At 73.0% G+C, this 20494-nt stretch carries 21 protein-coding genes; 7 read left to right on the top strand and 14 right to left on the bottom strand.

The annotated features are described in order from the left end of the window. Nucleotides 1-32: 32 nt before the first annotated feature. On the top strand, nucleotides 33-575 hold the full coding sequence (locus tag ACZ6YG_RS03115; RefSeq protein WP_187281053.1) for a TetR/AcrR family transcriptional regulator: 543 nt from the start codon (nucleotides 33-35) through the stop codon (nucleotides 573-575). Here ACZ6YG_RS03115 and ACZ6YG_RS03110 read toward each other — a convergent pair. The 5 genes from ACZ6YG_RS03110 to ACZ6YG_RS03090 are packed head-to-tail and all read right to left on the bottom strand — an operon-like array spanning nucleotide 572 to nucleotide 3714. After that, nucleotides 572-1240, bottom strand: a complete 669-nt coding sequence (locus ACZ6YG_RS03110; RefSeq protein WP_364229839.1) for an alpha/beta fold hydrolase — start codon at nucleotides 1238-1240, stop codon at nucleotides 572-574. The genes ACZ6YG_RS03115 and ACZ6YG_RS03110 overlap by 4 nt on opposite strands. Nucleotides 1241-1250: 10 nt before the next feature. After that, nucleotides 1251-1643 carry a hypothetical protein gene (locus tag ACZ6YG_RS03105; protein WP_466017072.1) on the bottom strand — a complete coding sequence of 131 codons (393 nt, stop codon included), beginning with the start codon at nucleotides 1641-1643 and terminating at the stop codon, nucleotides 1251-1253. Continuing rightward, a complete protein-coding gene (locus tag ACZ6YG_RS03100; RefSeq protein WP_261808420.1) occupies nucleotides 1640-2086 on the bottom strand; it encodes a hypothetical protein in 447 nt (148 codons plus the stop codon). The genes ACZ6YG_RS03105 and ACZ6YG_RS03100 overlap by 4 nt, the downstream gene beginning before the upstream one ends. 10 nt (nucleotides 2087-2096) lie before the next feature. Then, on the bottom strand, nucleotides 2097-2825 hold the full coding sequence (locus ACZ6YG_RS03095; RefSeq protein WP_466017071.1) for a carbon-nitrogen hydrolase family protein: 729 nt from the start codon (nucleotides 2823-2825) through the stop codon (nucleotides 2097-2099). Between the two features lie 22 nt (nucleotides 2826-2847). Next, nucleotides 2848-3714 carry a DUF418 domain-containing protein gene (locus ACZ6YG_RS03090; protein WP_271274920.1) on the bottom strand — a complete coding sequence of 289 codons (867 nt, stop codon included), beginning with the start codon at nucleotides 3712-3714 and terminating at the stop codon, nucleotides 2848-2850. 142 nt (nucleotides 3715-3856) lie between these two features. Here ACZ6YG_RS03090 and ACZ6YG_RS03085 point away from each other — a divergent pair, with 142 nt between their 5' ends. After that, entirely contained in the window at nucleotides 3857-5023 is a 1167-nt protein-coding gene (locus ACZ6YG_RS03085; protein ID WP_271274921.1) for a pyridoxal phosphate-dependent aminotransferase, read from the top strand. Here ACZ6YG_RS03085 and bar read toward each other — a convergent pair. The 3 genes from bar to ACZ6YG_RS03070 form a co-directional block, all read right to left on the bottom strand. Next, on the bottom strand, nucleotides 5020-6183 hold the full coding sequence (gene bar / locus ACZ6YG_RS03080; protein ID WP_466017070.1) for a barbiturase: 1164 nt from the start codon (nucleotides 6181-6183) through the stop codon (nucleotides 5020-5022). The genes ACZ6YG_RS03085 and bar overlap by 4 nt on opposite strands. Before the next feature lie 98 nt (nucleotides 6184-6281). Continuing rightward, nucleotides 6282-7772 (bottom strand): carboxyl transferase domain-containing protein, encoded by a 1491-nt coding sequence (locus ACZ6YG_RS03075; protein ID WP_466017069.1) that lies wholly within the window; start codon nucleotides 7770-7772, stop codon nucleotides 6282-6284. Between the two features lie 34 nt (nucleotides 7773-7806). Then, nucleotides 7807-8964, bottom strand: coding sequence for a CaiB/BaiF CoA transferase family protein (locus ACZ6YG_RS03070; protein ID WP_466017068.1), 1158 nt, complete (start codon nucleotides 8962-8964; stop codon nucleotides 7807-7809). Nucleotides 8965-9041: 77 nt separating this feature from the next. Here ACZ6YG_RS03070 and ACZ6YG_RS03065 point away from each other — a divergent pair, with 77 nt between their 5' ends. Then, nucleotides 9042-9611: a uridine kinase family protein gene (locus ACZ6YG_RS03065; protein ID WP_148030469.1), complete on the top strand. Its 570-nt coding sequence runs from the start codon at nucleotides 9042-9044 to the stop codon at nucleotides 9609-9611. Nucleotides 9612-9687: 76 nt separating this feature from the next. Here the strand turns inward: ACZ6YG_RS03065 and ACZ6YG_RS03060 are convergent, their stop codons facing one another. From ACZ6YG_RS03060 to ACZ6YG_RS03045, 4 genes are all read right to left on the bottom strand, one after another. Further along, nucleotides 9688-10842, bottom strand: a complete 1155-nt coding sequence (locus tag ACZ6YG_RS03060) for a DegT/DnrJ/EryC1/StrS family aminotransferase (RefSeq protein ID WP_466017067.1) — start codon at nucleotides 10840-10842, stop codon at nucleotides 9688-9690. A gap of 115 nt (nucleotides 10843-10957) precedes the next feature. After that, nucleotides 10958-11677: an amidohydrolase family protein gene (locus ACZ6YG_RS03055; RefSeq protein WP_466017066.1), complete on the bottom strand. Its 720-nt coding sequence runs from the start codon at nucleotides 11675-11677 to the stop codon at nucleotides 10958-10960. Further along, nucleotides 11674-12402 carry an amidohydrolase family protein gene (locus ACZ6YG_RS03050; RefSeq protein WP_397197536.1) on the bottom strand — a complete coding sequence of 243 codons (729 nt, stop codon included), beginning with the start codon at nucleotides 12400-12402 and terminating at the stop codon, nucleotides 11674-11676. Before ACZ6YG_RS03050 ends, ACZ6YG_RS03055 begins: the two co-directional genes overlap by 4 nt. Nucleotides 12403-12412: 10 nt before the next feature. After that, the gene (locus ACZ6YG_RS03045) at nucleotides 12413-14383 is read right to left on the bottom strand and encodes an outer membrane protein assembly factor BamB family protein (RefSeq protein ID WP_466017065.1); all 1971 of its coding nucleotides are present in this window, start codon (nucleotides 14381-14383) and stop codon (nucleotides 12413-12415) included. An 83-nt stretch (nucleotides 14384-14466) separates the two neighbouring features. Between ACZ6YG_RS03045 and ACZ6YG_RS03040 the strand changes: the two genes are divergently transcribed. The 4 genes from ACZ6YG_RS03040 to ACZ6YG_RS03025 are packed head-to-tail and all read left to right on the top strand — an operon-like array spanning nucleotide 14467 to nucleotide 19006. Continuing rightward, on the top strand, nucleotides 14467-15231 hold the full coding sequence (locus ACZ6YG_RS03040) for an amidohydrolase family protein (RefSeq protein ID WP_397197538.1): 765 nt from the start codon (nucleotides 14467-14469) through the stop codon (nucleotides 15229-15231). Then, on the top strand, nucleotides 15228-15938 hold the full coding sequence (locus tag ACZ6YG_RS03035; RefSeq protein ID WP_466017064.1) for an amidohydrolase family protein: 711 nt from the start codon (nucleotides 15228-15230) through the stop codon (nucleotides 15936-15938). The genes ACZ6YG_RS03040 and ACZ6YG_RS03035 overlap by 4 nt, the downstream gene beginning before the upstream one ends. Before the next feature lie 55 nt (nucleotides 15939-15993). Continuing rightward, a complete protein-coding gene (locus tag ACZ6YG_RS03030) occupies nucleotides 15994-17943 on the top strand; it encodes a PQQ-binding-like beta-propeller repeat protein (protein ID WP_466017063.1) in 1950 nt (649 codons plus the stop codon). A gap of 52 nt (nucleotides 17944-17995) precedes the next feature. Next, the gene (locus tag ACZ6YG_RS03025) at nucleotides 17996-19006 is read left to right on the top strand and encodes a S66 peptidase family protein (RefSeq protein WP_397197540.1); all 1011 of its coding nucleotides are present in this window, start codon (nucleotides 17996-17998) and stop codon (nucleotides 19004-19006) included. Nucleotides 19007-19021: 15 nt separating this feature from the next. Here the strand turns inward: ACZ6YG_RS03025 and ACZ6YG_RS03020 are convergent, their stop codons facing one another. Together ACZ6YG_RS03020 and ACZ6YG_RS03015 are read right to left on the bottom strand one after the other, a co-directional pair. Next, nucleotides 19022-19546, bottom strand: a complete 525-nt coding sequence (locus ACZ6YG_RS03020) for an NUDIX domain-containing protein (protein WP_466017062.1) — start codon at nucleotides 19544-19546, stop codon at nucleotides 19022-19024. A 9-nt stretch (nucleotides 19547-19555) separates the two neighbouring features. After that, nucleotides 19556-20491 carry a dihydrodipicolinate synthase family protein gene (locus ACZ6YG_RS03015; RefSeq protein ID WP_466017061.1) on the bottom strand — a complete coding sequence of 312 codons (936 nt, stop codon included), beginning with the start codon at nucleotides 20489-20491 and terminating at the stop codon, nucleotides 19556-19558. Between the last annotated feature and the right edge of the window lie 3 nt (nucleotides 20492-20494).

Below are 20494 nucleotides of genomic sequence, written 5' to 3'. Positions count from 1 at the left end.
GGCCCAGGATGCGCATGGCTATTGTCGTGAGCATGAGACCGAGGAGCCGGGAGGGGACCCGGCGGCGCATCCTCGACGCGGCCCGCCACCTGTTCGCCGAGAACGGCTACGACCAGGTGACGATGCGCATGCTCGCCGCCGAGGCACACGCGAACGTGGCGCTGATCAACCGCTACTTCGGCTCCAAGCGGAAGCTGTTCGCGGAGGTGCTGGCCGAGCAGGGGCGCTTCCCCGGCGTCCTCGGCGACGGCGGCGGCGACCTGGCGGTGCGGCTGGCCGAGTACGTCGCCGACCGGCTCGGCTCCGACTCCGACAACCCGGTGCTGGCGACGCTGACCCGATCGGCCTCCAGCGCCGAGATCGGCACGCTCGCCGCCGACCGGGTGCGCACCGCCCTGCTGGAGCCGCTGACCGCCCGGCTGGACGGCGGGCAGGCCGAGCTGCGCGCCGCCATCGCCACCGCGCTCATCATGGGCATCGGGCAGTTCCGTCAGCTCATGGGCCCGGTCACGCCGGTGCGGCGCGACGAGCTGGTGACGCGGCTGACCGCCGTGTTCCGTGCGTGCCTGGACTAACCGTCCAGGAAGTCGTCGACCACCTGCCGGAAGGCCACGCGCTCGGTGGTGTGCACCAGGTGACCGGCCTCGATGGTGACCAGGCGGGCGCCGGGGATGCGCGCCGCCAGCAGGTCGGCGCGGAACGGGCTGGCCTGCCCGCCCGAGATCACCAGGGTCGGCGCGGTGATCCGGGCCAGCCCGTCGAGCCAGGCCGGGTCGGGGTGCAGGAACTGCCGCTCGGTGTCGTGCATCATGCGCCAGTCGAAGCCGGTGGAGTCGTCCTCGACCAGGACCGGCCGGTCGCGCATCGGCACGGGCAGCGCCGAGTCCTCCACCACCAGCCGCGTCACCCGCTCGGGGTGGCGCATGGCCAGGTGGTAGGCGACCATGCCGCCGAGCGAGTGGCCGATCACCGTGGCGGTCGCGGCGTCGTGCAGGTCGAGCAGGGCGGCGACGTCCTCGGCCATCTCCGGGATGGGGTAGGTGCCGGGGAAGTCGCTGGCGCCGTGGCCGCGCAGGTCGGGGACGAGCACGTGGTAGCGGCCGGCGAAGTGGCGGGTGAAGCCGTTCCAGTCGTTGTGGTCGGCGGTCCGGCCGTGCAGCAGCACCAGCGCGGGCGCCGCCGGATCGCCCTCTTCCCGGTAGACCAGCCGGATCCCGTTGACGTGGGCTTCACGTATCACATCAGGGACCCTACGGCACCGGGATGCGCTCGACGCGGATGGAGAAGACCTCCTCGCGCGGCACCACGACCTCGTAGGCGCCATGATCGACCATCCAGTAGCCGAGCGCCTCGGCCTTCATCCCGCTGTGGCCGGTGTAGGCGATGTGGAGGCCGTCGTCGTCCTCGTCGAGCACGATGCAGGGCTCCCCGCCGAACGTGCCGACCGTGCGGATGAGCACCAGCCACTCCAGCTCGGAACGGGCGACTGTGCGCCGCCAGTAGCCGGAGGCGGACTCGAACCCGTCGAGCTCCTCCTCGCTCAGCAGCACGACCCGGTCGTCGGGCCCGAGCGCCGCGGGCAGCGTCAGCTCTCCGAACCGGGCGACGAAGCCGGACGCGACCGGCGTGATCTCCTCGCTCATGCCGAAGGCCGCCACGTCAGCCCGTCGTACTCGGCGAACGGCCGCTCGCCCGAGCCGGTGACATGCATGATCCGCGCGCCGGCCGGGATCGGCATCGGGACGGTGTGGAACTGCGGCACCACGTGCTCGCGCGAGGTGGTGAACCCGTTGCCGGCGAACGGCGGCGCGTCGCTCCAGTCGCCGCCCATGTGCGGGCCGTACGGGACGGAGTAGGTGTCGACGTCGCGGGCGTGCCAGCGCAACACGTAGAGCTCCGGCACGTCGGAGGTCAGCTCCGAACCGTCGAACGACAGGTCGAGGCCATGGTAGAAGTCGCGTGGGGTGGTCAGTCGCGCGCAGTCCTGCACGCGGTAGACGTAACCGGAGATGACCGTGCGCTTGCCCGACAGGTAGGGGACGAGCAGACGCGGCGGGACCACCTTCTGCATCTGCGTTCCGCTCACGATGACCACTTTACGATCTGTTGACCCCGAGAACGCGATGTTCGAGGCAGGGCAGGGCGGACCTGGCCCGGACGGTGACCTCCGGGTCGAGCTCCACCACCTGCACCCCGGCGGAGGAGCCGAGGTCGGCCCTGACCACGCCCAGCGGGTCGACCAGCATGCTCCGCCCCACCCCGTAACCGTCGGACGACTCGGCCGGGTTGGGCGCCTGGCCGACGGCGGCGGTCCACATGGTGTTCTCCAGGGCGCGGGCGCGCACCAGCGTCACCCAGTGGTCCTCCTTCAGCGGCCCCGAGCCCCAGGCGGCGATCACCGCGAACATGTCGGCGCCCTGGTCGACCAGCGCCCTGGTCAGCTCGGGGAAGCGGATGTCGTAGCAGGTGACCAGCCCCACCCGCAGACCCGCCAGCTCGACCACGACCGGCTCGGCGCCGGGCGCGACCAGCCCCGACTCCTTGGCGCCGAACGAGTCGAACAGGTGGATCTTGCGGTAGGCGCCCCTGAGCTCGCCGGAGGCGTCCAGCGCGACGGCGGTGTTGTGGACCAGGCCCTGGCCGGGCTCGAAGACGCCCGCGATCACCGCCACGCCGTGCCGCCTGGCGGCCTCGGCCACGCCGGTGACGAACGGCCCGTCGAGCGGCTCGGCCAGGTCGGTGATGCGTTTGCCGTAACGCGTGAGCGTCGCCTCCGGGAAGATCGCGAGGTCGGCGCCCTCGGCCCGGGCGAGCGCCTCACGCACCCGTGTGAGGTTGACCGAAGGGTCAGGTGACACCGGGACCTGGCAGAGGGCGATTCTCGTCACGGCCCGACTCTAGCCGGTTGGGCACGCGGCGGAACCGGGTGAGCATGCGCCAGATCCATTCCAGCGGCCCGTAACGGAACCGGCGCAGCCACCACCGGCTGAACACCGCCTGCACGGCCACGGTGACGCCCGCCACGGCGAGCACGGACCAGCGGGTGGGATCGGCGTCCACCAGCCCGCCGGCGAAGAAGATGACGAGCGTGCCCGTCACGTAGTTGGTCAGCGCCATCCTGCCCAGCGGTTCCAGCACCGCCGACAGCCACGGCCGCAGCACCAGGACCAGCCCGGTCGAGTAGGCGGCCGCGCCGGCCAGCGCGCCGAGGGTGTAGAGCGTCCAGTCGCCGGACAACGACGCCGCCGCGGAGAGCAGCACGCCGCACACCGCGCTCACCCCGAAGGCGGGCAGCAGCAGCTCCCGCGGCGGCCGCAGCTGCATCAGCGCCATGCCGACGAGGAACATCCCCGGGATGAGCAGCACCCCGCCGCCCGCCATCACCCCCCACGCGGTCACGCCCAGCCCGAGCAGCAGCACCGGCACCCCGCGCCACAGGAACGAGGCGGGCAGCAGCACGATCAGCCCGTAGAAGGCGTAGTCGGTGAGCACCTCGCCCGGGTACCAGATGTGCTGGACCAGCCCGAAGACCATCAGCCAGAGCAGGCGCGACAGCAGCGACCACCGCCCGGCCCGCTGCAGGTAGAGCACGAAGCTGATGCCGAACAGCAGCGAGAAGATCGGGTAGAACCGGCTCTGGAAGAAGGACTCGACCGTCCAGTCGATCCCGGTGTAGGTCTCCTTGGCGGCGTGCTGCCACGTGTTGACCAGCATGATGCCGCCCACCGCGAAACCGCGGAGAGCGTCCAGCTCACGAATACGCGATGGGGAACTCAGGTGAACCACCCTACTGAGGGAACTCCGTGACCCGGCCCGCGCGCGTCGGCCCGCCCGGCCGACACCTTACTGTGAACATGTGACGGAACCACTTGTCTCCAGGATGCGCTCCTTCGGCACCACCATCTTCGCCGAGATGAGCGCGCTAGCCGTGCGGACCGGAGCGATCAACCTGGGCCAGGGCTTCCCCGACACCGACGGCCCTGCCGCCATGCTCGACCACGCCGTGCACGCGATCCGCTCCGGCGCCAACCAGTATCCTCCGGGCCCCGGCGTCACGGAGCTCCGGCAGGCGGTCTCCGAGCACCGCGAGGAGCACTACGGCCTCTCCTACGACCCCGACGGCGAGATCCTGGTCACCGTCGGCGCCACCGAGGCCATCGCGGCCGCGATCCTGGCGCTGTGCGAGCCGGGCGACGAGGTGATCGCCTTCGAGCCCTACTACGACTCGTACGCGGCCTCGATCGCGCTCGCCCAGGCGCGGCTGGTCGGCGTGACGCTCCGCCCGGACGGCGGGCGGTTCGCGTTCGACCCCGGCGAGCTGCGCGCGGCGATCACCCCGCGCACCCGGGTGATCCTGGTCAACTCGCCGCACAACCCGACCGGCACCGTCTTCACCCGCGAGGAGCTGACGCTCGTCGCGGAGCTGTGCCGCGAGCACGACCTGATCGCCGTCACCGACGAGGTGTACGAGCACCTGACGTTCGACGGCGTGGAGCACGTCCCGCTGGCCACGCTGCCGGGCATGCGCGAGCGCACCGTGATGATCTCCTCGGCGGGCAAGACGTTCTCCGTCACCGGCTGGAAGACCGGCTGGATCTGCGCCCCGGCCCCGCTCGTGGGCGCCGTGCAGACGGTCAAGCAGTTCCTCACCTTCACCGCGAGCGCGCCCTGGCAGGCCGCGGTGGCCTACGGGCTGCGGCACGAGCGCGAGTGGGTGGCGGCGCTGCGCGCCTCGCTGCAGGACAAGCGCGACCGCCTCATGGAGGGGCTGGCGGCGGCCGGGTTCGAGGTGTTCCGCCCGGCCGGCACCTACTTCGTGCAGACCGACATCCGGCCGCTCGGGTTCGACGACGGGGTCGCGCTCACCCGCCGGCTGCCCGAGCTGGCCGGCGTCGTCGCCATCCCCACCCAGGTGTTCTACGAGCACGCCGAGCGGGGCCGCCCCTTCGTCAGGTTCGCCTTCTGCAAGAAGGACGAGGTCATCGACGAGGCGGTGACCCGGCTCAAGCGGCTCTCGGGCTAGTCGGCGCCCAGGTCGGCGCCCAGGTCGGCGCCCAGGTCGGCGCCCAGGTCGGCGCCCAGGTCGGCGCCCAGGTCGGCGATGGCCGCGACCGGGCCGCCGCCCGACGGGCCCTGGTGCACGGCGGCCACCGACACGAACACCGCCGGGTCGCCGGTGACCGCCGCGGCCACGCCGCCGACCGTCGCCTTGATCTGGCGGTGCCAGTGCACGTCGGAGTCGTCGAGCATGATGTTGCGCCGCCCGCGCACCCGGCCCGACGGGTCGGCCTCACACTTCATGAACACGTTGACCAGCCGCCCGCCGAGGTCGGAGTGGTGGGGACGGTCCGGCAGCGGCAGGCCCGCGTCGCGGATCGCCTCCCAGATGCCGTCGGCGTCGAGCGCGTCGCGCATGACGCTGTGGCCGATGCGGTAGCGGCCGCCGATGCCGCGCACGTTGCCCACCAGCACGATCTGCGCCCGGTCCAGCTCGACGCCGGACGAGCAGGACGCCACCGACGAATACAGCGAGAGGTCCTTGTGGATCTGGTCGGCGCGCGGCATGTCGATCTCGCCGAGCGCGACCGCGATGCCCAGCGCGGTGGTCGAGTTCGACAGGTCCATCGACGGGCCCGTCTCCTCGATCGCGGTGTCCTCGCCGCGGCTCTTGGCGTCGGTGATCGTGGCCAGCGTCAGCAGCGGCGTCTTGGTCTGCACGTAGTGGACGTCGCGCGGGTCGTCGATGCCGGCGATCTTCATGGCCTCGCGCACGCCCGCCGCGACCTTCTCCACCATGGCCGGCCTGCCGATGTCCTCCGGCAGGATCACCTCGCTCATCGCCACGCCGACCGACAGCCGCGGCTCGTCCGACGGCGGCGCCGACGCCGGGTCCACGCTCGCGAAGATCGTCGCGTGCGGGCTGAGCACCCCGTCGGTGCCGCCCGACCAGACCAGCGGCACGCTCTCCGGCGCCGGATGACCCTTGGCGGACAGCACGTCGCGGAACGCCCGATCGGCCAGGATGCGGGTGTAGTCGTTCACGCCGCCGTTGCCCTCGGTCTTCCCGATCACCGCGAGCACCCGCCGCGCCTCGATCACCCCGTCGTCGATGAGCCGCTCCAGCCCCGAGGCGTCCGTGACGCTCTCGATCGGCACCTTGCGCACGTCAATCGGATCCGGCATCCCGCGCCCCTTCTCACCAGTGCAACCGCGTCGAACGGCATACCCGGGGTTCACACTAATGACGCAGGAAACGGTCTTTCACTGGCAATGTCTGCCAACTAGCCGCCCAGGTTGCGGTAGCGCTCCAGCCGGACGGCCTTGCGGTCCGCCGGGCTCCGCCGCAGCAGCATGGCGATCTCGTACTCCAGAGCCCGCCCCACCCGCTCGCTGAAGGCGTGGTGCTCGTACGCGGCGTCCGGGCGTTCCGGGATCACCCGGTCCACGATGCCGTCGCGGCGCAGGTCGGTGGCGCGCACGCGCTGGGCCTGGGCGATCTCGGGGGCGAAGTCGACGCTGCGGTAGAGGATCGTCGAGGCGCCCTCGGGCGGCAGCGGCGACAGCCACGCGTGCTGGGCGCTCAGCACCCGGTCGGCCGGCAGCAGCGCCAGCGCCGCGCCGCCCGCGCCCTCGCCCAGCAGCAGGCAGACCGTCGGCGCGTCCAGCATGACCAGCTCGGCGAGACAGCGTGCGATCTCGCCGGACAGGCCGCCCTCCTCGGCCGCCTTCGACAGCGCCGCGCCGGCGGTGTCGATCACCGTCACCAGCGGCAGCCGCAGCTCCTCGGCCAGCCGCATGCCGCGCCTGGCCACCCGGAGCCCGCCGGGGCCGAGCGGCGAGCGGGCCCGCTGGCCCCGCCGGTCCTGCCCCAGCACCACGGCCGGGGCCGCGCCGAACCTCGCCAGCGCCAGCACCAGCCCCGGTTCGTTCTCGCCCGCGCCGCTGCCGCTGAGCGGGGTCACCTCGGTGGCGGCCAGCTTCAGCAGCTCGCGCACGCCCGGCCGGTCGTCGCGGCGCGACCGGGTGATCGCCTCCCACGCCTCGACCGGCCGCAGGTCCTCCTCCGGCTCCTCGCCGGCCGGGACCCGCTCGCCGCCGGCCGTCAGCACGCCGAGCGCCCGGATCGCCACCTCGCGCACGTCCTCGGCCGGCACCACCGCGTCGATCAGGCCGTTCTCGTACAGGTTCTCCGCCACCTGCACGCCCGACGGGAACGAGTAGCCGTACAGGGACTCGAACACGCGCGGCCCGAGGAACCCGATGAGCGCGCCCGGCTCCGCCGCCGTGACGTGACCGAGCGAGCCCCACGAGGCGAACACCCCGCCGGTCGTCGGATGCCGCAGGTAGACCACGAACGGCAGGCAGGCCGCCCGGTGCTCCTGCACGGCCACCGTAATCTTGATCATCTGCGCGAAGGCCAGCGCGCCCTCCTGCATCCGGGTGCCGCCCGACGCCGGGGCGGCCAGCAGCGGCAGCCGCTCCCTGGTGGCCCGCTCGACCGCCGTGACCAGCCGCTCGGCCGCCGCCACCCCGATCGACCCGGCCATGAACGAGAACTCGCACGCCACCACCGCCACCCGGCGGCCGCCCAGCAGCCCCTCCCCCGTCACCACAGCCTCGTCGTAGCCGGACTTGGCCCGCGCCGCGGCCAGTTCCTCGGCGTAGGAGGAGCCCGGCTCGGCCGGCTCGGCGGGCGGCGCGTCCCATGACCGCCACGACCCTCTGTCGAGGACCGTCTCGATCATCGTGCGCGCGTCCGGACGGCTCACCATCGCTCCTTCGTGTCGGCCCGCGGGCGGAACCTGATCATCGCTCACGCTCTTGGAGCCAGTTCAGCACGGCCTCCTCGTCCTGGCCGAGCATCGGCGGCGCGGTGTGGCGCATCCCCGTCAGCCCGTCGAAGCGCAGCGGCGGCCCCGGCAGCTCGATCCTGCCCAGCACCGGGTGGTCCACCTCGACCAGCAGGCCCTGGGAGCGGGTCTGGTCCCACGCGTAGACCTCGTCGATCGAGCGGATGGCCCCCGCCGGCACCCCGGCCTCGCCCAGCCTGGCCAGCCAGTGGGCGCGGTCGTGGGCGCCCAGGACCTTCTCCATGTCGGCGATCAGCTCATCCCGGTGCGCGAATCTGTCCCTATTGCTGGCATATTTCGCCATATCAGGATCGATGTCGAGTAGCTCGGCCACCTTTCTCCACTGGCCGTCGTTCGCCGCCGCGATCTGCAGCATCCCGTCGGCGCACCGGAAGGCGCCGTAGGGGGCGATCGAGGCGTGGTGGTTGCCGTTGGCCCCCGGCACCTTCCCGCCGACGGTCCAGGCCGTGCCGTGGTAGGAGTGCACGCCGGTGACCGCCGCCAGCAGCGACGTGCGCACCACTCTCCCCTCGCCCGTACGCTCCCGCTCGTACAGCGCGGCCACCACCCCGTACGCGCCGTGGATGCCCGCCAGCAGGTCGGCGATCGAGGCGCCGACGCGGTAGGGCTCGTCAGGCGACGGGCCGGTCAGCGACATCAGCCCGGCCTCGCCCTGGGCGATCTGGTCGTAGCCGGGGCGGCCGCCCTCCGGCCCGTCGTGGCCGAACCCGGTGATCGACAGGATCACCAGGCGCGGGTTCAGCTCGTGCAGCCGGTCGGCCGTGAAGCCCAGGCGGTCGAGCACGCCGGTGCGGAAGTTCTCCACCAGCACGTCGCACTGCCGGACCAGGCGCTCGACCAGGTCCTTGCCCTCCGGGGTCTTCAGGTCGACGGCGATGGACTGCTTGTTGCGGTTCGCCGCCAGGAAGTATGTCGATATTTCGTGACCCGGACCTACGAAGGGCGGGCCCCAGCCGCGCGACTCGTCCCCGCCCTCCGGATGCTCCACCTTGATCACCCGCGCGCCCAGATCACCCAGCATCTGCGCGGCATGAGGGCCCGCCAGAGCCCGCGACAGATCGAGCACCACGATGTCACCGAGGGGTCCGGGCAACGTCAACCTCCTGCGTGCGGGTCGGAGCGGGAGCACATTGTCTCAGCCCCACCACCCCAGTCATCTACCCTGGGCCCGTGGAATCCCTGGCCCGCCGCATCCGGGCGCTCCCCCCGTCATGCGGCACGGTTCGGCTGGTCGCCGTCGACGGCCCCGCGGGGTCCGGCAAGACCACGTACGCCAACGCGCTCGCGGCCACGCTCGGCTGCCAGGCCGTGCACGCCGACGACTTCCCCGTACCCTGGCACGAAGGCCCCGCCACCTGGTTCGCCGCCCTCTTCGACCAGGTTCTCGAACCGCTCCGGCAGGGACGGCCCGGCGGTTTCCGACGCTATGACTGGGTTCGCGGCGCCTACGCCGAGCCGGTGGCAGTTCCCGTCGCGCCGGTGCTGATCATCGAAGGCGTGGGCACGGCCAGGAAGTCCGCCGCCGATCTGCTCGCCTACGGCATCTGGCTGGAGGCGCCCGACGACATCCGGCTCCGGCGGGTGCTGGAGCGCGACGGGCCGGGGCTGGAAGAGCGGTGGCGGGTGTGGTTCGAGGCCGAACGCGCCTGGTTCGCCGCCGACGGCACGCGCGCCCGCGCCGACCTGATCGTCTCCACGGCGCCTCCCGGCGGTGGCCCCATGGGTGACGCGCCGGGTTGACGACGGTCCTATAGGCGACGCATCGCCTGCCGACGCCTTTACAAAGTAGATTCGCGCCCGGGACGCGGCGCGGCGCTCAGGATTTCAGCACCTTGGCCAGGGCCTCCGCGATGTCGGCGGCGCGGGCCGGGTCGTCCATGAGCATCGCCTGCCGCACCCACACCACGCCGGCGGCCGCCTCGTCGGCGGCGGGGCACGGCCCGGTCCTGGCGCCCTCCGCGACGAGCGCGGCCATGGTGCCGAGCGGCGGGTATCCCGCGTCCAGCGGCACCCCTTCGGCGGCCATGGCGGACAGCAGGAAACCGCGCTCGACGGGCACGCCGATCCGCAGCATGGCCAGGTGCCGCGAGTCCCGCGTCGTGCCCGGCGGCGGCCCCAGCATCGTCACCGGCAGGCCGGCCAGCTCGCGTTCGAGCGCGGCGCAGAAGGCGGCGCGGCGGGCGAGCTCGTCGTCCAGCCGGTCCAGCCACGGCAGCAGGAGCGCGGCCTGGATCTCCGTGAGGCGCAGGTTCCAGCCGACCGAGGGGTGGCCGTACCACTGGCCGCCGGGGCGGCGGCCGACGTTGCACACCGACCAGATCGCCTCGTACGCGGACTCGTCCCGGCAGACGACGAGCCCGCCCTCCCCCGCCGTCATGGCCTTGCTGGACTGGAAGCTGAACACGCCCGCGTCGCCCAGCCCGCCCACCGGCCGGTCCTTGTAGGCGGCGCCGTGTGCCTGGGCGGCGTCCTCGACCACCGTGAGGCCGTGCCGGGCGGCGAGGTCGGTGATCGGGTCCATGTCGGCAGGGCTGCCGGCCAGGTGGACGGGCATGACGGCGGCCGTCCTGGGGGTGAGCGCCTCTCGTACGGCATCCGGTGACAGGTGGAGGTGGGCCGGGTCCACGTCCGCGATCACCGGGACCGCGCCCGTGAGCAGCACGGCCGTGGCCGAGGCGACGAAGGTGTAGGCGGGCACGATCACCTCGTCGCCGCGGCCCACGCCCAGGCCCTTGAGCGCGGCGAACAGGCCCAGCGTGGCGTTGCCCGCGGCGACCCCGTACGGGACGCGGGCGGCGCGGGCGAACGCGGCGACCAGGTCCGTGACCGCGGAGCCGCCCTGGGTGGCGCCCCACCGCCCGCTCTCCAGCACGTCCATGACGAGCTCGCGCTGACGGGGGTCGAGCGGCGGCGGCCACGCGGGCCAGGGGTCGGTGCGGACCGGCGAGCCGCCGTGGATCGCGAGCGTCACGGGAGGTCCCTTCTTCGGCGCGGGTTTCGGTACGGGCGGGGGTTCCGGCGTGGGCGAGCGCGGGGCGGCCTGGCGTCTCCCGCCGGTCCTCCGCGCTCTCGGGGTGCGGCGGGGGTCAGGGGAGGCGCGGGCCCAGGATGCGGGCCAGGTTGCCGCCCTGGATGAGGGCGCGGTCGGCGGGGGCGAGGGGAGCCAGGGCGACGCGGCCGTAGCCGATCCTGAGGTCGAGGAAGCAGGCGTCCGAGCCGAAGACCACCCGTTCCGCCCCCGCCAGCGAGGCCAGGCGGGCGATCCAGCGGCCGGTCGACTTGGAGCCGCACACCTCCAGGAACACGTTCGGATGGCCGGCCACGAGGCGGGCGGCGCGGGCGAACCCGGACGGCCACAGGCCGGTGTGGCCCATGAGGATCGGCACGTCCGGATGCCGGGCGGCGACAGTGGCGAACTGTTCAGGGTCGCTCCACGGAGAGTCCGTCTGCCCGTGGGAGAGCACCGGCAGGCCGAGCTCCCAGACCGGGTCGTACCGAGGGTCGTCGAGGCGGCACTGGTGGACGTCCGGGTGCAGCTTGACGCCCCACACGCCGTCGAGCGACAGCGGGGTGCGGTGGTGCGGGTTGTAGACCTGCCAGACGCCGAACCGGCCGGGGTGCCGTTCGGCGATCTCGCGGGCCAGCCGGTTGCCGCGCCCGGCGTCGGGGCCGACGGCGAGCAGGTGGCTGATGCCCATGGCGGTGACGCCGATCCGGTCCATGGCGGCGACCAGGCCGCCGGCGGTGGGGTCGGGGATGAGGAAGTCGGGCCAGGTGCCGACGTGGCCGTGCGCGTCGAGGATCATGGGCGGCCTCCGAGCAGCCTTTCCAGGGAGCCCGCCGCGATCAGGCCGGTCTCGCGCGGGGTCAGGCCGAGGTGGTCGAGGAGGAAGCGCGGGCCGCAGTCGTCGGCCACGGGGGCGCCGGTGCCGAACACCAGGCGCTCCGCGCCGAACCGCTCGGCCAGCCACTCCACGCCGCCCTGGGTGTTCACCGTGCCGGTCTCCACCCAGACGCCCGGCGCCTCGGCCATCAGCTCGGCCAGCGCGCGCAGGCGGCGGTAGCCGGGGTTGAGCACGAGGATCCGCAGGCCGGGCAGCCGCTCGGCGAGGGTGCGGAGCTGCGCCGTCGAGGTCTCGTCGAGGTCGACGGCGACGGCCGGGCCGGGCGCCGCCCCCGCGCCCAGGGCGGCGAGCCAGCGGAGCGCGACCGGGCCGGTCAGGTCGAACCGGTGGCGCTCCGGGCAGAGCCGCACCATGCCCACCCCCCACGCCCGCACGGCGTCCGGCGTGGCGGGCGCGCACGCCCCCGGCACGCCGGGCACCACGACGGGCACCGGGACGAGCCGGGGGTCGCCGAGCGCGAAGAGGGCGTCGTTGCCCGCCTCCGCGTCGGAGTAGAGGCTGAGGGTGTGCGTCACCAGCGCCCTGGCGATGCCCAGACGGTCCAGGTCGGGCCGCGGGTCCACCGGCAGGTCGTCGAACGGCACGGGGCCGGCCAGCCGGTGGGCGTCCACGATCAATTTCGGCACAGACCGAAATCTAAGACCCGGGAGTGGGAACCGTCAAGGCGGGGCAGCGCGGGTCCAGCCGGATCCGCGCCAGGTCGCGGCCCGCTATCGCCCAGGCGTGCCAGGAGCCGGGCTCGAAGTGGAGCTGCGGGTTGGTGTGCCACTCGTCGCCGAGACCGGTGGCGAGCAGCGTGGCGCCGCGCTCCGCGTCGAGCTCGTAGGCGTTGCCTCCCTCCCGGAACACCGAGGCGAAGACCCGCCCGCGGTGCACGGTCAGCTCGCCGTACCCGGACAGTCTGCCCTGCTTGACGATCTGCCGGGTGGCCGGGTCCAGGGCGATCCAGGCGCCGGAGTCCCGCTTGTACGACGCGTACAGGAGTCCGTCGTGCACCAGGACGTCCTGGAAGGTGCGGTGGCCCGGCACCGGGTCGGCCTGCCACAGGACGGTGCGGGTGCGCAGGTCGAAGGCGGCGATGGACGCGGTCGGCGTGCTCGTGCCGAACACGTCGCCGGCCAGGTAGACCACGCCCTCGTCCGCGTCGAGTGACAGGCTCATGAGGTTCTGGCCGGGGATGACGTCCTGGTAGACGTCAGCCTCGCCGGTGCGGGGGTCCACGACGGACAGCGCGCCGGGGATGGACGCCGACAGCGACGAGGTGGCGACCAGGAGCTTGCCGGTGCGCGGGTCGTACTCGATGTCCCAGGGCCGCTTCTGCTCGTGGCCCAGGTAGCCGAGGCTGCGCACCTCGTCGGTGCGGATGTCGACGGAGACGATCTCGCCGGTGGGGTACATGGCGGCGTAGATCTTGTTCCCGTGCCTGACCATGGCCTTGGGCTCGCCGGGGACGCGGATCCTGCGCTGCTCGCCGGTGCGGAGCGCGCGGACGTCCATGGCGAAGTGGCCGCCGACGTACAGGGCCCGGTTGGGGACGAGCACCATGCTCTGCGGCCGTTCGGCGCCGGCCGGCATCCCCGCGTCGATCAGGTCGGTGAACTCGGCGGCGCCGGTGCGGGCGTCCAGCGACCACAGTCCGCCGCTGCCCGCGAACGACAGCAGGGTGTCCTCGCCGGTCACGTGGAGCAGGCGGGTCTCGTCCCCGTAGGACGGCGGGTCCACCACGCGGGTCAGCGCGGTGTCGCCGGTCCGGTAGCGGTAGACGGTGCCGTCGGGGCGCGAGGCGGCGTAGACGGTGCCGTCGGCGGTCACGGTCAGGGCGTCGAGCAGGCCGGACTCGACGGTGACGCGCCGCAGGTCCGTGCCGTCCTTGCGGACGTCGATGAGCTCGCCGCCGGCGGCCGCGAGCACCCGGTCGCCGTTGAGCGTGACCACCCCGAACGCCGCGCCCGCGTCGGCGAGCTGCCTGATCTCGCCGCTCGCGCGGTCGATCCGCATGAGGAGCCGCTTCTCCAGCAGGCCGGCGTACACGTGGGTGTCGTCGGCCGCCACCGCGCGGACGTAGTGCTCGCCCGGGGCCAGCACGCCGAACCTGCGGACCGCGCCGCTGCCCGGGACGTACTCCCAGACACGGCCGTCGGAGGAGGTGCCGGCGTAGAGCGTGCCGTCGGGGGCCGCGGCCAGGCTCCACACGAAGCCGCCGACGGCGCCGAAGGAGTGCAGGTGCGCCACCTCGCCGGTGGCGATGTCGAAGCTGTAGAGGTCGGGCACCGGATACGTGCCGACGTACACCTTGCCGCCGGACACGGCGACCGCCCAGCCGCCCTCGGGCTCGCCCGTGGCCGGTCCGTCGGGCAGCGTGACGCTTCTGATCACCTTGCGCGTGGCCAGGTCGAGCTCGGCCAGCACCGGCGGCTTGGGGCCGCGGCTGACGAGGTAGGCGCGGCCCTCGTGGACGGCGGCGCCGACGATGGCGGCCGTCACCGAGGCGGGCCCGTACGTGGTCACCGCCGGGTCGCCGCAGCGCGACGGCGCGGCGGAGGCGGGCGCCGGGAAGACGAGCGCGGGTAACAGGACCGCCGCCACGGCGAGCAGGGATCGGATCATGCCCATACCTCGTTCATTCGTGCTTGATTTTGGGCCAGACCGTAACTTTATGAACGGGATACGTCAATGGCATGATGGCCCGCATGTCGATGGAGGAGGGGGCCGCCATGGCTTTCGACGCGTGGAGTCTCATAGGCGACCTGGAGGTGGCGCTGGACGTGGACGTGCTGGTCGGGGCCTATCCCGACCGCGACGGGCCGCCCGGCGCCGCGGAGTCGGTGGGCGGCCTGCTGGCGGAGCACCGCACCGCGGCCGGGGCGGTGGCGAGCCTGCGGGCGGCCCTGTTCGACATGCGATCGGGCAACGACGAGGTGCTGGCCCTGGGCGGCGACCCGCGCTGGCTGCCCGTCGGCACGGTGGACCTGCGCGACCCGATCGGCGCGGGCCGCGAGCTCGACCGGCTGGCGGGCGCGGGGGTGCGGGCGGTGCGGTTGTTCCCTGACGAGCAGGGCGTGGAGGCGTCGTTCCCGTCGGTCCGGCATGTCGCCCGGCGGGCCGCGGAACTCGGGCTGGTGGTGCTGACCGGCGGGGACGTGCGCCGCTTCTGGCAGCCGTTCGCGGGGCTCGGCGCCCGGGTCGTCTTCCTCGACACGCACTTCTACCATCTGGGCGACTTCCTGGTGGCGGCGCTGGACGAGCCGGGGTTCCACACCTCGACCCGGCTGCTCAACTCCCCCGACGCGCTGGAGACGGTGGCCGCCGAGGTCGGCGCGGAGCGGCTGCTGCACGGCACCCGCGCGCCGCACTACGAGCCGATCGTGCCGCTGCTCCGGCTGGCGACGAGCGGGCTGGGACCTGACGAGGTGGCCGCCGTGGCCGGGGGCAACGCGAGGAGGCTGCTTTCATGATCATCGACGTGCACGCGCACTGGGGGCCGTGGTTCTTCACCATGGACGTGGCCGGGGCGAGCCTGGCCACCATGGACCGCTACGGCATCGGCAAGGCGATCGTGTCGGCCACCGAGGCGGTGATCTACGACGCCCCGGCGGGCAACCGGGCGCTGGCCAGGGTGCTCGACGGGCAGGACCGGCTGTACGGGTACGTCACGGTCAACCCGCGGCGGCTCGGCGAGGCGGCCGGGGACCTGCGGGAGCTGACCGGCCCGTGGGTGGGGGTCAAGATCCACACGGACTACACGGGCTCCCCGGTGACCTCGCCGCGGATGCGGGCCGCCCTGGAGCTGGCCGCCGAGGCGGGCCTTCCGGCGCTGGTGCACACCTGGGGCGCCTCGGTGCTGGACCTGGCCCAGGTGTGCCTGGACATCCCGGAGCTGCGGGTGATCGCGGGTCACATGGGCGCCGACGGTCACCGCCACGCGATCGAGGCCGCCAACGCCTGCGACCGCCTCTACCTGGAGCCCTGCTGGTCGCACGCGCCGGCGGGCCGGATCGCCGAGGTGGTGGCGGCCGTGCCCGACCGGCAGCTGCTGTTCGGCACCGACTCGACGCTGATCGACCCGTCGTCGGCGTTCGGCGCGGTGGCCGCGGCCGGGCTGACCGGCGTGACGGCGGAGCGGGTCGCCTGGCGCAACGCCGCCGAGCTGTTCAAGATATAGACATTACGGCCCAGTCCGTTATAGCGTGCGGCGAAACTTCACCTGGGAGCCGCACATGATCCCCCGCCGTCGATTCCTGCAGGCGGCCGCCGCGTCCACGGTGGCCGCCGCCCTGCCCGCCGCGCTGCCCGCCGCATCCGCGCACGCTGCGCCGGTCCCCGAGGGGACCCTCACCGACCTGGGTCCCGCCAGCGTCGCCAGCCCGCTCGGCAACGCCGAGTTCGTCGGCGGCGTGCTCTACGCCGGCTCGCGCGGGCTGTCGCCCAACGTGGTCGGCGCGTACGATCTCACTGAGGATTCGGTCACCGCCCATTTCGACATCCCGACGGGCATCGGCGTGTGGGCGATGTGCAAGACCGGAACCGACGTCTACGTCGGCACCCACTCCAAGTCCGACCTCTACAAGCTCGACACGGTGGCGGGCACGCTGACCAAGGTCGCCTCGGTGCCCGACCACTTCATCTGGAGCCTGGCCGCCTCCCCCGACGGCAAGGTCTATCTGGGCACCTCCGAGCCGGGCAGGGTCAAGGAGTACGACCCGGCCACGGGCGTCGTGCGCGACCTGGGTGAGGCCGCGCCCGGCGAGGCGTACGTGCGCGCCGTCCAGGCCGACGACCGCTACGTCTACGCCGGCGTCGGCGCCAACGCCCACCTCATCGCCATCGACCGGGTCACCGGCGAGCGGCGCGACCTGCTGCCGCCCGAGCTGGCCGACCGCGACTGGGTGTCGAGCATGAGCGTCTCCGGCACGCACATCGCCGGCGGCATGAACTCCCTGGCCGAGCTGCTGATCCTCAGCAAATCCGACCCTTCCGACCACAAGGTCGTCAAGGCCACGGCTCCGGGCGAGAAGTACATCGTCTCGGTGCTCATCCACGACGGCTACGTGTACTTCGCGGGCCGCCCCTCCGGCACCTTCTACCGCTGCCGCCTGGACTCCGGCGAACTGGAGGTGCTCGGCGTGCCGTACTTCGAGGCCGCCACCCACCGCATCCTCGCCCACGAGGGCCGGATCTACGGTGTGCAGGACAACGCGGTGTTCGTCTACGACCCCGAGACCGGCGCCATCGACTACCGCAACCTGGTGCAGCGCGGGTTCAGGGCCGCGCCCGAGGAGCCGATGTCCGTGCACAGCGACGGCCGGCGCGTCTACGTGGGCGGCAAGAGCGGTGCCGACATCCACGACCTGGCGACGGGCGAGGTCACCAGGCTCGCCATCCCCGGCGAGCCGAAGACCATGCTCACGCTCGGCCACACCACCTATCTCGGCGTCTACACCCAGGCCGCGCTCTACGCGCACCGCTCAGGCCAGGCCGAGGCGGAGTTGCTCGCCCGGGCCGGCAACCAGCAGGACCGCCCGCGCGACCTGGCCTACGACGCCAGGACGGGCCTGATCGTGATGCCCTCCCAGCCGGAGCCCGGCCACATGAACGGCGCGCTGACCCTCTACTCCCGCCGCACCGGCGAGTACACCGTCCAGCGGCCCGTCGTCGAACGCCAGACCGTCTACTCGGTCGCCACCAGGCACGGCACCGCCTACCTCGGCACCCTGATCCAGGAGGGCCTCGGGCTGCCTCCGGTCACCACCACCGCCCGCCTGGCCGCCTACGACCTCGTCCGGCGCAAGCTGCTGTGGGAGCTCGAACCCCTGCCCGGCGCCCGCTCGATCATCTCGCTCTCGCTCGGCGTCCTGAATCTGTACGGCATCTCCAGCACGGGCGAGGTGTTCGAGTTCGACCTGCTGCGCAAGAAGGTCACCAGGACGCTCAAGGTCAGCAACCGCGGCAGCGACCTGCACGTCGTCGGCCGGGTGGCCTACTGCACGGACGGCGACAAGGTGTACAAGATCAACCTGGTCACGTTCACCGTCAAGCCGATCGCCGAGGGCCTGGCCGGGCAGTGGTTCGGCGGTGAGCCGAAGCTGGCGCTGGATCCCTCGCGCAAGGCGTTGTTCGGGGTGAAGGGCCGCGACCTGGTCCGCATCGCCATCACCGGCCGCCGATGAGGCGGCGTGAATCCTGTGGTTTCGGATGATCCACGGGTGATAGGACGAGGGGATGCGATATCCATCCCCTCTGCGCCCCGGTGACCGGATCGGCGTCACCTCCCCGTCCAGCGGCGTGGACAAGACCCTGCACGACCGGCTGCAGGTCGCGATCCGCACCGTCGAGGCGCGCGGCTACGAGGTCGTGACCGGGTCGTGCATGGACGGCGCCGGCCACGTCAGCGCGCCCGCGGCCGAGCGGGCGCGCGAGCTGACGGACATGCTCACCGACCCCGCGATCAAGGCCGTGGTGCCGCCGTGGGGCGGGGAGACCGCGATCGACCTGCTCCCCCTGCTCGACTGGGAGGCGCTGCGCGCGGCGGAGCCGACCTGGGTGGTGGGCTACTCCGACCTGTCGACGATCATCACCCCGCTGACCCTGCTGACCGGCGTGGCGACGATCCACGGCAACAACCTCATGGACACGCCGTACCGGGTGCCGGACGGGCTGCTCGGCTGGCTCGACATCGTGGCGCTGCCGTCCGGCGCCACGTTCACCCAGACGCCGCCGGGCCGCTACCGGGCGCAGGGCTTCGACGAGTGGCAGATCTCTCCCGAGGCGGACGAGTTCACCCTCGACACGCCCGGCGGCTGGACCCGGCTGGACGGCGACGGCCCGGTGACGGCCGAGGGCCGGCTGATCGGCGGCTGTGTCGAGACGCTGTGCAACGTCGCCGGGACGCGGTACGCCGACACCTCCTCTCTGTCCGCCGACGGGCTCATCGTGTACGTCGAGGCGGACCAGCACGACGCCGGCACCATCTGCCGCCACCTGCACGGGATGCGCCTGGCCGGGTTCTTCGACGGCGCCACCGCGATCCTCGCCGGGCGCACCCGCGCCCCCGGCCTGCTCACGCTGACCCAGCACGAGGCGGTGCTCGACGCCCTCGGCGGGCTCGGCGTGCCGATCATCGCCGACGTCGAGTGCGGTCATGTCCCGCCGTACCTGCCGCTGGTCAACGGCGCCCGCGCGCGCGTCTCGTACGCCGGAGGGCAGGGCGAGATCACCCAGACGCTGGCGTGACGCGCTCGTGCAGGGTCACAGGGTGTAGGCCGCGACCGACCCCGAGTCGCCCACCTCGCCGGCGCGGAGCATGTCCTCGAACTCGGCCCGGCTCACCCACCGCCGGCGCATGTCCTGCTCGGTGTGCTCGCGCTCGGCGGCCCCCGCCTCCAGGCCGGTGGCGAGGTAGACGTGCAGCCGCTGGGTGGCCAGGCCGTGGGCGTTGTCGAGCGCGCCCAGCGGGGTCCAGGTCCGCGCGCGCAGGCCGGTCTCCTCCGCCAGCTCCGTCCGCGCGACGTCCTCGGGGGTGGGCTCGGCGGCCGAACCCTGCGGGAAGCTCCACGACCGGCGGCGCACCGGGTAGCGGTACTCCTCCACCAGGTGGAAGCCGTCCCGCTCCATCGGGATGACCAGGGCGAAGTCGGGCTTGTCGACGTAGCCGTAGGTGCCGCGTGATCCGTCGGGACGTTCGATCTCGTCCTCCCGGACCTTCATCCACGCGTTGGCGTAGACCACCTTGGTCGAGAGCTGCCTGATCGTTCCGGCTTCCGCATCGCGCATGATCCGATGCTAGCTGTCTGGTTTGTCCGCTGGTGGTGTGACAGATCGGAGTACGGTCTCGCGCTCTCCGACCGGCAGGGCGGGGCCGTACGGGTCATGGGCGTGATCGGGAGGGATGCGGCCTTCGGCGGCGGCGAGCCAGAGCATGCGCTGGACGTAGCCCTCCATGGGGTCGGTGAACGTGGCCGCCGCCATGCGGTCCAGGCGGGACGACGCCTCGTGGAAGGCGGGCAGGTCCGGCCCCCGGAAGGCGCGCATCACGGCGGCGGTCAGCCCGACCTGCGCGGCGGCGATGCCCACCAGGGCCGCTTCGGCACCCCACAGCAGGGACGGGGCGAACATGCGGTCCTCGCCGGTGATCGCGAGCCTGCCCGCGTCCCTGGTGAGGGCGATGGCGCGCTGGCAGCCCATCGCGTCCGAGAGCAGGGCCGTCTTGAGGCCCGCCACACCGGGATGGGCGAGGAGGCCGCGCATCACCTCGGGCGGGCAGGGCCGGGTGTAGAGATCGAAGGCGATCATGGGGAGCCGGGCCGCCCGCCAGACGGCGTCATGGTGCGCGAGCCGGTCACCGGGCGACGGGAACACCAGCACCCCGGTGGCCCCCAGCTCCGCTGCGAGCCTCGCCTGCTCCGCGACGCCGGCAGGCCCGCCGCCGTCCCTCCGGATGGTGCCCTGTTCGGGCGTGCCGCCCACGCCGACCAGGACCGGGACGCCGAGGGCGACCGCGCGCCCGATCACGGCGGCGCGCGTGTCCGGCGTCAGGAAGGGGCCGCGGCCCGTGTGGGCGAGGACCGCCAGGGCGCCGGCGCCGTCCGCGACGAGGGAGGCCAGGTAGCGGGTCACGACGGCCGGGTCCACCTCGCCCGCGGCGGTCATGGGCGTGGCCGCGGCGGCGATCAGCGCGCCGCGGAGGCGATCCCGGAGCTCACGTGCAGCAATATCCACATA

Source organism: Nonomuraea sp. NPDC054003 (assembly GCF_055585125.1).
The sequence above is the reverse complement of the archived record's forward strand: the minus strand, read 5'-3'. Positions and strand labels throughout refer to the sequence as shown.

Bases quoted from the DNA above. Each gene is read 5' to 3' on its own strand.
- ACZ6YG_RS03090 (WP_271274920.1), bottom strand. From the start codon at position 3,714: ATGCTGGTCAACACGTGGCAGCACGCCGCCAAGGAGACCTACACCGGG.
- ACZ6YG_RS03030 (WP_466017063.1), top strand. From the start codon at position 15,994: ATGATCCCCCGCCGTCGATTCCTGCAGGCGGCCGCCGCGTCCACGGTG.
- ACZ6YG_RS03105 (WP_466017072.1), bottom strand. From the start codon at position 1,643: ATGAGCGAGGAGATCACGCCGGTCGCGTCCGGCTTCGTCGCCCGGTTC.
- ACZ6YG_RS03115 (WP_187281053.1), top strand. From the start codon at position 33: ATGAGACCGAGGAGCCGGGAGGGGACCCGGCGGCGCATCCTCGACGCG.
- ACZ6YG_RS03075 (WP_466017069.1), bottom strand. From the start codon at position 7,772: ATGGTGAGCCGTCCGGACGCGCGCACGATGATCGAGACGGTCCTCGAC.
- bar (WP_466017070.1), bottom strand. From the start codon at position 6,183: ATGCCGGATCCGATTGACGTGCGCAAGGTGCCGATCGAGAGCGTCACG.
- ACZ6YG_RS03045 (WP_466017065.1), bottom strand. From the start codon at position 14,383: ATGATCCGATCCCTGCTCGCCGTGGCGGCGGTCCTGTTACCCGCGCTC.
- ACZ6YG_RS03035 (WP_466017064.1), top strand. From the start codon at position 15,228: ATGATCATCGACGTGCACGCGCACTGGGGGCCGTGGTTCTTCACCATG.
- ACZ6YG_RS03020 (WP_466017062.1), bottom strand. From the start codon at position 19,546: ATGCGCGATGCGGAAGCCGGAACGATCAGGCAGCTCTCGACCAAGGTG.
- ACZ6YG_RS03025 (WP_397197540.1), top strand. From the start codon at position 17,996: ATGCGATATCCATCCCCTCTGCGCCCCGGTGACCGGATCGGCGTCACC.
- ACZ6YG_RS03040 (WP_397197538.1), top strand. From the start codon at position 14,467: ATGTCGATGGAGGAGGGGGCCGCCATGGCTTTCGACGCGTGGAGTCTC.
- ACZ6YG_RS03055 (WP_466017066.1), bottom strand. From the start codon at position 11,677: ATGATCCTCGACGCGCACGGCCACGTCGGCACCTGGCCCGACTTCCTC.